The sequence below is a fragment of the Sphingomonas sp. DMC6 genome (assembly GCF_056314225.1).
Genome location: NZ_JBQUYT010000003.1, coordinates 395,262 through 407,315, shown reverse-complemented (window position 1 = coordinate 407,315; position 12,054 = coordinate 395,262). Strand labels below are relative to the sequence as shown.

Annotated in this window: 10 protein-coding genes and 2 pseudogenes; 10 read left to right on the top strand and 2 right to left on the bottom strand. The window is 67.5% G+C overall.

The genetic code is table 11. From position 1 onward, the window contains the following. The first annotated feature begins 54 nt into the window (after window positions 1-54). The gene (locus ACT53M_RS09245) at window positions 55-1,395 is read left to right on the top strand and encodes a M28 family metallopeptidase (RefSeq protein WP_476232877.1); all 1,341 of its coding nucleotides are present in this window, start codon (window positions 55-57) and stop codon (window positions 1,393-1,395) included. A gap of 123 nt (window positions 1,396-1,518) precedes the next feature. Here the strand turns inward: ACT53M_RS09245 and ACT53M_RS09240 are convergent. Together ACT53M_RS09240 and ACT53M_RS09235 are read right to left on the bottom strand one after the other, a co-directional pair. Next, window positions 1,519-1,782, bottom strand: a pseudogene (locus ACT53M_RS09240) (flagellin); the annotation flags it as partial. 831 nt (window positions 1,783-2,613) lie between these two features. Then, a pseudogene (locus ACT53M_RS09235) lies at window positions 2,614-2,973 on the bottom strand (flagellin N-terminal helical domain-containing protein); the annotation flags it as partial. A 226-nt stretch (window positions 2,974-3,199) separates the two neighbouring features. Between ACT53M_RS09235 and ACT53M_RS09230 the strand changes: the two are divergent. From ACT53M_RS09230 to ACT53M_RS09190, 9 genes are read left to right on the top strand one after another with little or no spacing between them, the layout of a single operon-like run. Then, window positions 3,200-4,444, top strand: a complete 1,245-nt coding sequence (locus tag ACT53M_RS09230; protein WP_476232876.1) for a sigma-54 interaction domain-containing protein — start codon at window positions 3,200-3,202, stop codon at window positions 4,442-4,444. Then, window positions 4,441-4,800, top strand: a complete 360-nt coding sequence (gene fliE / locus ACT53M_RS09225; RefSeq protein ID WP_476230149.1) for a flagellar hook-basal body complex protein FliE — start codon at window positions 4,441-4,443, stop codon at window positions 4,798-4,800. The genes ACT53M_RS09230 and fliE overlap by 4 nt, the downstream gene beginning before the upstream one ends. 3 nt (window positions 4,801-4,803) lie before the next feature. Next, entirely contained in the window at window positions 4,804-6,513 is a 1,710-nt protein-coding gene (gene fliF, locus ACT53M_RS09220; RefSeq protein ID WP_476230150.1) for a flagellar basal-body MS-ring/collar protein FliF, read from the top strand. Further along, window positions 6,510-7,532 (top strand): flagellar motor switch protein FliG, encoded by a 1,023-nt coding sequence (gene fliG / locus ACT53M_RS09215; protein ID WP_476232875.1) that lies wholly within the window; start codon window positions 6,510-6,512, stop codon window positions 7,530-7,532. The genes fliF and fliG overlap by 4 nt, the downstream gene beginning before the upstream one ends. Beyond that, complete coding sequence (locus ACT53M_RS09210; RefSeq protein ID WP_476232874.1) at window positions 7,525-8,265, top strand: FliH/SctL family protein; 741 nt, start codon at window positions 7,525-7,527, stop codon at window positions 8,263-8,265. Before fliG ends, ACT53M_RS09210 begins: the two co-directional genes overlap by 8 nt. Beyond that, a complete protein-coding gene (locus ACT53M_RS09205; RefSeq protein WP_476230153.1) occupies window positions 8,259-9,587 on the top strand; it encodes a FliI/YscN family ATPase in 1,329 nt (442 codons plus the stop codon). Before ACT53M_RS09210 ends, ACT53M_RS09205 begins: the two co-directional genes overlap by 7 nt. 14 nt (window positions 9,588-9,601) lie before the next feature. Continuing rightward, entirely contained in the window at window positions 9,602-10,030 is a 429-nt protein-coding gene (locus ACT53M_RS09200) for a hypothetical protein (RefSeq protein ID WP_476232873.1), read from the top strand. Window positions 10,031-10,069: 39 nt separating this feature from the next. Next, entirely contained in the window at window positions 10,070-11,386 is a 1,317-nt protein-coding gene (locus tag ACT53M_RS09195) for a flagellar hook-length control protein FliK (protein WP_476232872.1), read from the top strand. A gap of 17 nt (window positions 11,387-11,403) precedes the next feature. Further along, a complete protein-coding gene (locus tag ACT53M_RS09190) occupies window positions 11,404-12,030 on the top strand; it encodes a flagellar basal body-associated FliL family protein (RefSeq protein WP_476232871.1) in 627 nt (208 codons plus the stop codon). Window positions 12,031-12,054: the final 24 nt, after the last annotated feature.

Below are 12,054 nucleotides of genomic sequence, written 5' to 3'. Positions count from 1 at the left end.
GCGCGCCGTCTCGCCATAGCGCATCACCCCTGCTCCAACAGGAAAGGGTGGTGCATGAAGGGGATGTGGTTGGCGGCATCGGTAGTCGCATTGGCGATTGCCGGGCCGGTGCGGGCGCAGGACGCGCAGGTGCGCGCCGAATGGGTGCGCGCGCACGAGACGTTCCTCGCCGGAGACGAACTCCGCGGCCGTGGCAGCGCTACGCCCGACGAAACGACCGCCGCTGCTTATGTCGCGAGCCAGTTCACCGGCTTCGGGCTGAAGCCGGCGCCGGGCATGTCCGGCTATCTGCAAAAGGCGGAGATCGTCCAGCTCGCGCTGAAGGGCGCGCCCGAACTCCGGGTCAACGGCGCTCCCGTTCCCGGTGCCGCGTTGCTGATCGCGGGCGCGGAAGGCGCCAGCGGCACGCTCCGCGTCGTCCCCGCCAGTGCGCTAGCCAAAGGGGCGCCGGGCGACGTGCTGGCGGTGACCGGCGACCTGCCGGCGACGCAACTCTACCGCGCCGCCGCCGCGCGCGGTGCGAAGCTGGTGCTGGTGCGCGAGAGCGACGCGACGCGCACGCTGGCCGCGCGCATGGGTGGCAGCCCCCGGCTTCCGACCTTCCTGCGCGGTGAAAAGCAGGATCTGCGGCCCGCGCTAGTCGTGGTGCCGGCAGCGGCGTTCGACGCAATGGCGGCAAAGAATGGCGCCAGCGTCGCGCTCTCCTTCGCCACGACGGAATCGGTCAGCACCACCACCAACGCGGTCGGCTATCTGCCCGGTACCGATCCGGCCGGCGGCGTGGTGCTCCTCAGCGCGCACCTCGACCATCTGGGTGTCCGTCCCGACGGCGTTGTGATGCACGGCGCCAATGACGACGCCTCGGGTACCACTGCCGTGCTCGAACTTGCGCGGACGCTGGCCGCGATGCCGCGCACCCGCCGCGGCATCCTGTTCGTCGCCTATGGCAGCGAGGAAATCGGTGGCTTCGGCTCGCACTGGTTCGGTGCGCATCCACCGGTGCCGCTCGACCAGATCGTTGCCAATGTCGAGATCGAGATGATCGGCGCGCAGGATCCCAAGCTGCCTGCCGGTACGATGATGATGACTGGCTTCGAACGCTCGACGCTGGGGGAGACGCTGAAGGCGCATGGCGCGCTGCTCGCGGCCGATCCCTATCCCCAGGAAAACTTCTTTCAGCGCTCGGACAATTATTCGCTCGCGCTGAAGGGGGTCGTTGCGCACACCATCTCGGGCTGGGCCGTGGTGCCGACCTATCATTCGCCCGACGACACCGTGGCGAATATCGATATCGGCTTCATGACCCGCGCGATCCAGTCGCTGGTCACGCCGTTGCACGTGCTCGCGGACAGCGTGAACCGGCCCGAATGGAAGCCCGGCGGCAAGCCCGAATAACAGGAAAAGCCCCGGCGGCACCGGGCCACCGGGACTTTCCTTTACGCACCCTCCCGGAACAAGAGAGGGGAACCGGCCGCGATGCCGTCGTCAGGGGGGCAGCACCCCGACCGGATCGCGCGCTTACTGCAGCAGCTTGAGTACGCTCTGCTGGCTCTGGTTCGCCTGGGCGAGCATCGCGGTCGATGCCTGCGACAGGATCTGGGCCTTGGCGAGTTCGGTCGTTTCCGCCGAGAAGTCGGTATCTTCGATGCGGCTGCGCGCCTCGTTCAGATTCGCCGACGTGGTGGTCAGGTTGTTGACGGTCGACTGGAGGCGGTTCTGCACCGCACCCAGATCGCCGCGGCCGGCCGAAATCTGGTCGAGAGCAGCATCGATCACCGTCAGTGCGGCGCTCGCCGAATTCTGGTCGCTGATCTGAAGGTCGGTACCCGCCGCAGTCGTGGACGTCATTCCGACCGCTGCCATACCGCTCGGGTCGCCGCCTACGATGATTGTCTTGCCCTGGGCTGCGGTCAGGAACACCTGATCGGCGGCAGTAGAGACACCGCCCGTTGCGTCAAAGCCCGAGGTTGTCGCGCTCGCCGCACCGGTCGCCTGGAACGACGTAACAACACCGGCCGCCGATGCGCCGATCGTCAGCGCACCGTTGGTCGAGGCGAGGCTGATCGACGAGCCGTTGACCGATGCCGTCAGGCCGGTGGTGCCGTTGATCGCGGTCGCCAGCTGATTCAGGTCGACGCTGGTGGTCCCGCCGCTGGTCGTGGTGAGCTTCGACAGATCGAAGCTGGTGCCGTTGATCTTGATCGTGCCCGAGGTCTTGGTGGTGTCGATCGAAAGCGTACCAGAGACACCGGCTGTGGCGGTGACGCCGGTTTGCGCCGTCGCCGCGTTGATTGCCGTGATCTTGTCGGCCAGCGCGCTGCTCGGGGTCGGCGGGGTGCTGCCGCTGCCGGTGCCGGCAACGACGCTGGCGCCGATCCAGGTGCCGTTGATCTGCAACGAGTTCGCTGCCAGCGCGGTGCTGGGCGGAACGCTGCCGGAAACGGGGCCGCTGACGCCGGTTTTCAGGCCCAGCTTTTCGGCCGACAGGCTCACCATGTTCATGGTGATGCTCTCGCCCGTGTTGATGCCTGTCTGCAGCGTGACCGTGGAGGTCTTGCCGTCGAGCAGGCCGACGCCGTTGAAGTTGGTGGTCTGCGAAATGTTGCCCACTTCGGCGATGAGCTGGCTCATTTCCGACTGCAGCGTCGAGCGGTCGGTAGCACCGAGCGTGCCGTTGGCAGCCTGGGTGCCCAGTTCCTTCATGCGCTGCAGCATGTTGGTGACTTCGCCCATCGCACCTTCGGCCGTCTGGGCCATCGAGATGCCGTCATTGGCGTTGCGAATCGCAACGGCCATGGCGCGGACCTGGCTGGTCATGCGGCTGGAAATGGCTAGGCCTGCGGCATCGTCGGCTGCGCTGTTGATGCGCTTGCCAGTCGACAGGCGTTCCATCGCCGTCTGCAGATCGGCAGAGGCGCTGCTCGAAGCATTCGCAGCGCGGATGCTCGCAATGTTGGTTCCAATAACAGTCATTGCAGTAACTCCGTTCAAGCTAGGGCTCCCGCCCCCCCTGCGAAGAGCCGAGCCGCCGAGCCTCTGAACGGCCGCCTGCAAAAGCGATTAAGCAAAAAAACGTCGGCCTCGCGTGGCGTCTACGCGCGCGCGTAGACGCGCCCGGACCGAGGCGGTGTGCGGGCTCCGATATTTTACGGAGGATTAACCATATTCCCTGCATGAGGGTCGCCGAAGGGGAACTTCCATGCGTTCTATCGCTCCGTCGACGGCCGTGCTCGAACAGAATTATGCGCTGGTTTCAGCGCTTCGCGCGCAGGGTTTCGCCGTGCTCACCGATGCCGAAGGTCGCGCCCGCGGCGCCGACTTCCATCTGGTGATGGAAGGTGAGATCGCCCCTGCACCTGCCCGTTCGCTCATTCTGGGCAAGGGTGAGCGTCGCTTCGTTCCGTTCCGCGATGGCAAGCCGGCCCGGCTGAGCTTCACGGCGGAAGATGCGGCGCTCGGTGCCGGCTTTGCCAGCGCCCTGCTGCGTGGCGAGGGCGAGCCGGTCGCATCCGACCCCGAAAGCCTGGCGCTAATGGCGCTGGCCGAGCGTGTTGCCGCTTCCGATATCACTGTTCTGGTGAACGGCCCTACGGGTACCGGCAAGGAAGTTCTCTCCAAAGCTATCCATATGGGTTCCTCGCGCCGCGACGGCCCGTTCGTCGCCATCAACTGCGCGGCGCTGCCGGAATCGATGCTGGAAGCGATGCTGTTCGGCCACCAGAAGGGCGCCTTTACCGGCGCGTCCTCCGGCGGCCAGGGCTTTTTCCGCGCGGCGGACGGCGGCACGCTGCTGCTCGACGAAATCGCTGAAATGCCGCTCGCGCTCCAGGCCAAGCTGTTGCGTGCGCTGCAGGAACGCGAAGTGGTGCCGATCGGCGGCACGATGCCGGAAAAGGTCGATGTCCGCGTTATCGCCTGCGCCAACCGCGACCTGCAGGCCGAAGTCGCCGCCGGCCGGTTCCGCGCCGACCTGTATTACCGCCTCTCGGTCTTCCCGCTAGCCACCCGCGCGCTGGCCGATCGGCCGGGCGACATCCGCGCGCTGGCCGCCGCCATGGTGCTACGCCACGCCGGCAACCGTTCCGAGCTGCCCTGGTTCAGCGCTGCCGCACTGGATGCGCTGGAAGGCCATGACTGGCCGGGCAATGTCCGCGAGCTGGAAAATGTCATTCAGCGCGCGCTGCTCCTGGCTCCCGGCGACCTGATCGAGCCGGCGCACCTGATCTTCGATCGTCCGGCCGAGCGCCGTGTCGACACCGGCGGGTCGCTCAGCAACATCGTCCAGCTGTCGGAATTCGCGGCGATCCGCGAAACGCTGGCAGCATGCGGCGGCAGCCGGATCGAGACCGCGAAGCGGCTGGGCATTTCCGAGCGCACGCTGCGCTATCGCCTCGCCAAGGCGCGCGAACAGGGTGAGGATATCGCCCAGGCGGTGTCGGCATGAGCGGCATCGCTTCTGCTGGCGGGGTCGATCGGGTGATGGCGCTGCGCGCCCAGATCCTCGAGCGCAATCAGGCGCTGGCCCGCGCCAATCAGGCGCCGGCGGCGACCGGCGCAACGGGCACTGCCGAGGCCAAGCCGGCTGGCTTCACTTCGGTGATGTCGCAGGCGCTCGACCAGGTGAATGCCAGTCAGAGCGAGGCCAATGCGCTCTCGGAAAGCTATGAACGCGGCGAAACGGTCGACATCGCCAAGGTGATGCTCGCTCGCCAGCAGGCCTCGGTAAGCTTTGAGGCGACGCTGCAGGTCCGCAACAAACTCCTGTCCGCATACAAGGACATCATGAGCATGCCGGTGTAATCCATGGACAACGCGCTCGCCCCCGCTTCGCCCGGCGCTTTGCCGACCGCCTTCAACCCGCTGCGTCAGGTCAGTGGGCTGTTTGCCCAGCCTGCCGTGAAACGCAGCCTGCCGCTCTTGTTTCTGGTCGGCCTGATCGGTGCCGGTTTCCTCGCCTGGTCGCTGATCGCGACACCGCCGCAGCGGATTCTGTTCGCCAATGTGACCGATGCCGACAAGGCGGCGATCACCAGCGCGCTGCAGACGGCAAATATCAATTCCAGCATCGACAGTTCGGGATCGATCACCGTCGCCGAGGACGACTATCACAAGGCGCGGATGCTGCTCGCCAGCCAGAACCTGCCCAAGGCAGCGCCGGGCGGATATGCCATTCTCGACCAGTTGCCGATGGGAGTCAGTCGCGCGGTGGAAGGCGAACGTCTCCGCCAGGCGCGCGAGACCGAGCTTGCGCGCTCGATCGAGGAAATCGATTCGGTCGCCGAAGCGCGCGTGCATCTCGCCACGCCCGAGGCCAGCGTGTTCGTGCGCGACCGCACCGAACCGTCCGCCAGTGTCATCCTGAAACTTCAGCCCGGTCGCGCGCTGGGCGATGCGCAGGTGCGCTCGATCGTGAACCTGGTCGCTTCCTCGGTTCCGGGTATGCGGCCGGAGTCTGTGACGATCGTCGACCAGATGGGAGCGATGCTCTCCAAGGGTAGCGACGGCGCTGCCGGCAGCGGAACAAGTGCGAGCGACACGCGAATCGATTTCCAGCGTCGTGTCGAGGACAAGTTCCGCACCCAGTTGGTGCAGTTGCTCACGCCGCTGGTCGGCGCCGGCAACTTCACCACCGAAGTGCAGGCGGACGTCAATCTCGACGAAAACGAAGCGACTCGTGAAAGCTATGACAAGCAGGGCGGGGTAGTACGCGCCGAACAGGGCGCCTGGACCGGTACCTCGAAGGATGGCAGCGCCACCCCTGGCGGCATTCCCGGTGCGTTGTCGAATACGCCGCCGCCGGCGAGCCAGCTCGTCAACCCTAATGCTGCCGGCCAGGCGGCGACGGCCGCTGGCTCCACGGGCGCAGCAACGCCGGCAGGTGCCGGTCCGGCCGGTGTGCCGCCGGTGCAGCAGAAGCAGAGCGACAGCTTTGCTCGCACCTATGCCACCGGCAAGGAAGTGTCGGTGACGCGGGCGGCGCCGGGCGGGATCAAACGGATTTCTGTGGCCGTCCTGCTGCGCGAGGAGCCGGGCAAACCGCGCAGTACTGTTGAGATCAACCAGATCACCGAACTGGTTCGTGCGGCTGTAGGATATGATGCAAACCGGCAGGACCAGGTCACGGTCATCAGCCGCAAGTTCACGGCCCCGGCCGCCGACGCCAAGGCCAATGGCCTCGCCTGGTATGACGCTGCCTGGGTGCCGCTGGTAGCGCGCAACGCGACGGCGCTGGTCATCGCGCTGCTGGTCTTGTTCCTCGGCGTCCGCCCGCTGGCCAAGGCGCTGCTCAAGAAGCGCGAGGAAGTGCCGGCCGCGCGGTCGGCGCTGCCGATCGGCAGCCCCGATGGCAGTGGCCCCGCAGTCGGCGGCTATCCGCCGGTTAGCGCGGACATGCTGCAGCAGGGGGGCATAAGCTATGACGACCGCGTCGGGCTGGTCCGCGGCTTCACGCGCGACAATCCCGCTCGTGCCGCGCTGGCCGTCCGTGATATGATCAAGGCAGACGCCCAGTGAACGCACCCGCCGACACAATTCGCCAGTTCACCGGGGTAGAACGCGCCGCCGTGCTGATGATGCTGGTGGGCGAGGACGAAGCCGCCGCAATCCTGCAAAAGCTCGATCCCGATGAAGTGCGCGAGCTGGGCTCTGCGATGTTCGCGGTGGCTGATGTGACGGAGGCCGAGGTCGAACGGGTGCTCGACGAGTTCACCGACAAGGCCCAGGCGCGCAACAGCATTCAGTTCGATCCGGCACCCAAGGTAGAGGGAATCATGACGCGCGCGCTAGGCCCCGAACGGGCCGAGAGCGTGCTGTCGCGGATCGCGCCGCCGGTGCAGGAGTCGGCTCTCGACGTACTGCAATGGTATGCGCCCGATGATATTGCCGCGATGGCCGCGGACGAGCATCCGCAAGTCGTTGCCGTGCTGCTCGCCAATCTTGAGCCCGACGCCGCGACGCACGTGTTCGAGCGCTTGCCCGAGGCGATGCAGCCGCAGATTCTGCGGCGCATCGCGAAGCTGGGGCCGGTTGCACCCGAGGCGCTAGACCTGTTGCGCAGCACGGTCGAGGCACGCGGCGCGGCGCCGCGCAAGGCGCCGGGGCTGCAACTGGGCGGTACGCGCGAAGCTGCGAAGATTCTCGCCGGCGCCCGCAAGAACACCGAGCGGCGGGTGATGCCGCGCCTCGCCAAGATCGACAAGGAAGTCGCCAAGGCGATCGAAGAAGCGATGTTCGTCTTCGACAATCTGCTGGAGCTGGACGACAAGAACCTGTCCACGCTGATCCGCAACGTCGATGGCGAAGTGCTGGTCAAGACGCTGAAGGGCCTGGAGGAAGAGGTGCGCAACCGCTTCCTGGGCTGCATGTCGAGCCGCGCCGCCGACGGCATCCGCGACGAACTGGAAGCGCGCGGGCCGATGAAGATGACCGAAGTGCTGGAAGCGCAGAAGGCGATGATCGCCGTGGCGCGCGGCCTGGTGAAGGACGGTACGATCACCATGCCGACGAGCGGAGGCGAGGACGACTATGTCTGATTTCGTTGCCGGCTTCGCGCCCCTGCAGTCGCTGGGCGACCAGGTGCTGCAGCGCGCCTTCGGCCAGGCCGAGGCATTTGCGCCCGCGCCGGTCGATACGATCGGTCGCCGCGAACGCCGTCGCCGCGAAAGCGACGGCCCGGTCGCACCCCGCCATTTCAGCCCCGCGCGCGCGGGTGCCAACCCCACGGAGGGCTGGGATCCGTTCGACACCGGCACACCGGTGCCGCCGCCGCACGACTTCGTCGATCCGGTAAGTGCCGCGCGCGAGGCTGGTCGCGCGCTGGGCCGGGCAGAGGCGCTGGCGGAAATCGAGATACAGCGGGCGCAGCAGGCAGAACTGGGCGATGCGCTGCGCACCGCTCTCGCGGCTGCGGCGCAAATCGATCGTCACAAGCTCGCCGCGCAACTGCGCGCGACGGTGCTGTTGCTCGTTACCCGTATGGTCGGGGAAACCGGCGTCGATGGCGATCTGCTCGCCGCGCGCGTTGCCGCTGCCGTGGATATGCTCGCCGACGCCAACGAAACTGCCGTGCTGCGGCTGCATGCGGAGGACGTGGCGCTGCTCGACGGCAAATTGCCCGCGAACGTCACGCCGCTGGCGGACAGGCAGATCGCGCGGGGCAGCTTTGCGCTGGAGAGCGCCGCCACCCTGGTCGAGGACGGGCCCGAATTGTGGCTTGAACAGCTCGCCGAAGCGATCGAGCGCGTATCCGTGCCGCCCGCATGCTGAACGCATTTTCCGAAGCCTATCTGGAAGGCCTGGCTGCTGCCCCCTTCACCCCCAAAGCGCGCGTGGCCGGGCGGCTTTCGTCGTGCGACGGGTTGCTGATGGAAGCGATCGGCCTGTCGCTGCCGGTGGGGACGGTCTGCGCAATCGGTGAAGGCCCCGACCGGGTGGAGGCCGAAGTGATCGGCTTTCGCGGCGGCCGTACGCTGCTGATGAATCTGGGCGGCCCTGCGCCGCTGCTTCCCAACGCCCCCGTCCGCCCGATCGGCGCGCCGGGCGAGGCCGAAGTGGGGGCGGCGCTGCTCGGCCGTGTGGTCGATGGTGCCGGCCGCCCGATCGACGGGCTGGGGCCGATTCGCGGCGCCGGTCGCTGGCCGCTGGCCGGGCGAATGCAGAATCCGCTGGAACGCGGCCGCGTGCTGAAACCGCTCGATGTCGGCGTGCGCGCGATCAACGGGCTGCTGACGATCGGCCAGGGCCAGCGTGTCGGCATCATGGCCGGTTCGGGCGTCGGCAAATCGGTGCTGCTCGGCATGATGGTGCGCGCCGCGAAGGCCGATGTGATCGTCATCGGCCTGATCGGCGAACGTTCGCGCGAAGTCGCCGACTTTCTTGAAACCAAGGTCGCCGGCGCCGCCCGCGCGCGCTCGGTGGTGGTGGCGGTGCCCGCCAACCATTCGCCGGTGCTGCGCATCCGCGGCGCGCTGCGGGCGACCGCCATTGCCGAGGCGTTCCGCGCCGAGGGCAAGCAAGTGCTGCTGATCATGGACAGCCTGACCCGCGTCGCCCATGCCGGGCGCGAGATCGGGCTGGCGCTGGGTGAGCCCGCCTCTGCGCGCGGCTATCCGCCTTCTGCCATTGCGATGCTGCCGGGCCTGATCGAACGCGCGGGCACCGATGTCGCCTCCGGCGGATCGATCACTGCGATCTACACCGTGCTTGCCGATGGTGACGACGGCAACGATCCTGTCGTCGACAGCGCCCGCTCGATCCTTGACGGTCACATCGTGCTCAGCCGGGCGCTCGCCGAACGCGGCGTGTATCCGGCGATCGATCTGGGGCCGTCGGTCAGCCGCGTGATGACCGACATTGCCGATCAGGCGCATCTGCGCGCGGCACGGGTGCTGCGGCGCCATCTCGCGACCTATGAAGAAAATCGCGACCTGGTGCTGATGGGTGCCTATCGCCCCGGCGCCGACGCGGAGATCGATGCCGCCATCGCCGCGCATCCGGCCGTGATGGAATATGTCCGCCAGAGCGCCGACGAACAGGTCAGTCTGGCCGACGCCGTCGCAGAGCTGACCGGCGTGTTCGGTGACGGCTGAGGCGCACGCTGCCCATGGCTAGATCGCCCAAGAAGCTGGATCGTCTGCTGCGCGTCCGCACGTTGCAGCTCGATCTGGTACGGGCCGAAGAGGCGCAGGCTCGGCTGCGGGTGGAGCAGGCCGATTCGCTGCGCCATCGCATCGCGGCTTTGGCAGCCGATGTCGCACCGATTGCGTCGCCCGACGCTGCTGCCGCGGTGGGCTTGCACGCTGCAGCCCATTACCGCGCGCGCCTCCACGAATCCGCCCATGCCGCCGCAAGCCGTGTCGAGACCGAAGCGGCGCGGCTCGAAGCCGCACGCGAAGCCACCCGTGAGGCGCGCCGCGACCAGAGCGCGATCGAGAAGCTGATCGACCGCGAACGCGCCGCCGCGATCCGCCGCGAATTTCGCGCACTCGAAAATCTCCCCTCGTTTCGCAAGGTTCGGCACGATCCTTGCTGAGAGACAGGCGGATGTACTTTCAGCTTAAGGGGTTCCGCCTTGTCCAACATTGCACCGGCCCTCGCCCAGATCAGCATTGCCGCGCCCAAAGGCGCGGGGAAGAGCGTTGCTCCGGCGACCGCCAAGGGCGGTACCGCGGGGGCGCAGATCGATTTCACGAGCGCAATCCAGACGCTGCTGGGCGCGCCGTCGCTTGCCGATCCCCGGCAGATTCTTGCCGCCATCGGCAAAAAATTGCCGTCCGATGGCGCGACGGGCGATGCCGCAACCGGCGATAGCGATGCCGCGGCGCAGCCTGCGGAAAAGGCGGACGACAAGGCGGCCGACATCGCCTTTGCGTGGTTCGGCCCCGGCATAGTGCCGCCGAGCCCGCCCCCCGGTACGACGATTGCCGCTGCGGCGGCGCCGGGCGCGACCAAGGCGGCCGGGGTTTCGCTGCCGCCCGCGCAGGGCGGTGCGGCAGATGCAGCCGGCACCGTTGCTGCGCCGGTCGCCCAGCCGGCAGCGCCTGGAGCGGCGAACACTGCCGCTGCAGTACCGGGCTTCGAGGCGACGATCGCCGCGACGCTCGCCGAAGCGTCGGCCGCCGCCACCGCCTCGTCTGCCCCCGGCCAGCCCGCTTCTGCCCAGCCCGCTTCCGTCCAGCCTGGCGCCGCGCTGGGCGAAGTTCGTGCGGCCGCCGGGGCAGTGGTTTCCACGCCGGCCCAGCCGCTCGCTATCCCGCTTGCCCAGTTCGAGACCGCGCGCGATGCGGCGCCGACGGCGCGGGCAACCGGCGCGACGCTGGCGGCAGCGGCTGCGGCCACATCGCTGGAAAGCGCGCTGCCCGCCCGCCGCACCTTGCGTGAAGTCACCGCGGACACCGTGCTCAGCCCCGCTGCACCCGATGCGCCGGGCGCGCCGCAGGTCGCCGCCGCCGGCCAGAGCCAGCAGGGCGCCCTCGACACGCGCCACCAGCAATGGGTCGGCAACATGATCGACCGGATCGAGGCGCTGCGCGAGGCGGCGCCGGAAAAGAACAGCACGAAGATCACGCTCGTTCCCGACGCGCTGGGCAAGGTGGACGTGTCGATCCGCACCGAGGGTGACCGCGTGCATGTCCATTTCGAAACCGAAACGCCCGCCGCGCGTCAGCTGCTCACGGACGCCCAGCCGCGGCTCAGCGACATCGCTGATTCGCGCGGGCTGAAGCTGGGCCAGACGAGCGTCGACCTGGGTGGCGCCGGTGCTGGCGCCTCGGGTCAGCAGCGCCAGCCGAACGCGCAGGGACGGCCTGCGCCGGCCCCCGCGTCCGTTGGCGCATCCGGCCCGGCGACTGCCTCGCAGGACGCTGATGCCGATCAACGCATTGCTTGAACAAGAGGAATATTCTGATGGCTGACGAAATCGTGGATGCCGCCGCCGGCAAAAAGAAGAAGGGCAAGGGCAAGCTGATCCTGTTCATCGCGCTGCCGGTGTTGCTGCTCGGGTCCGGCGGGGGTGCGGCGGTCTATGCGATGCAGGCGGGGTGGATCGGCGGCGCCAAGCATGCAGAAGCTGCTGCTGATGCCGATACGCCGCGGCTGGTGCCAAAGAGCGAAGAGAAGCGGGCTTCGATAAAGGGCGGCGAAGGCGGGCATGGCGACGACGCCGCCGCGCCGATCAAGGGGCTGAAGACGCCTGAGGGCGAGGGAGGCGACAAATATGCCTCCAACTATTATCCGCTGGAGAAGGAATTCACCTCGAACCTGCAGGACAGCGTCCACTTCGTGCAGGTCGGGATTGCTGTCTCCACGCCCTATGACCAGCGCGTGCTGGAGAATATCAAGACGCACGAGATCGCGATCCGCTCCGCCGTGCTGCTCGCGCTGGGCGAAACCAGCGAGGATGATGTGTTCACCGCTGAGGGCAAAAAGCACATCCAGGACCGGCTGGTGAAGGCAATCAACGCCGTTTTGAAGGAAAAGGAAGGATTCGGCGGCGTTAGTAACGTCTACTTTACCAATTTCATTGTTCAGTAAACGGGCATGGTTAACGCCCCTTCA

Coding starts and splice junctions, on each gene's coding strand:
- ACT53M_RS09245 (WP_476232877.1), top strand. CDS start 55: ATGAAGGGGATGTGGTTGGCGGCATCGGTAGTCGCATTGGCGATTGCC.
- ACT53M_RS09230 (WP_476232876.1), top strand. CDS start 3,200: ATGCGTTCTATCGCTCCGTCGACGGCCGTGCTCGAACAGAATTATGCG.
- fliE (WP_476230149.1), top strand. CDS start 4,441: ATGAGCGGCATCGCTTCTGCTGGCGGGGTCGATCGGGTGATGGCGCTG.
- fliF (WP_476230150.1), top strand. CDS start 4,804: ATGGACAACGCGCTCGCCCCCGCTTCGCCCGGCGCTTTGCCGACCGCC.
- ACT53M_RS09210 (WP_476232874.1), top strand. CDS start 7,525: ATGTCTGATTTCGTTGCCGGCTTCGCGCCCCTGCAGTCGCTGGGCGAC.
- ACT53M_RS09205 (WP_476230153.1), top strand. CDS start 8,259: ATGCTGAACGCATTTTCCGAAGCCTATCTGGAAGGCCTGGCTGCTGCC.
- ACT53M_RS09200 (WP_476232873.1), top strand. CDS start 9,602: ATGGCTAGATCGCCCAAGAAGCTGGATCGTCTGCTGCGCGTCCGCACG.
- ACT53M_RS09190 (WP_476232871.1), top strand. CDS start 11,404: ATGGCTGACGAAATCGTGGATGCCGCCGCCGGCAAAAAGAAGAAGGGC.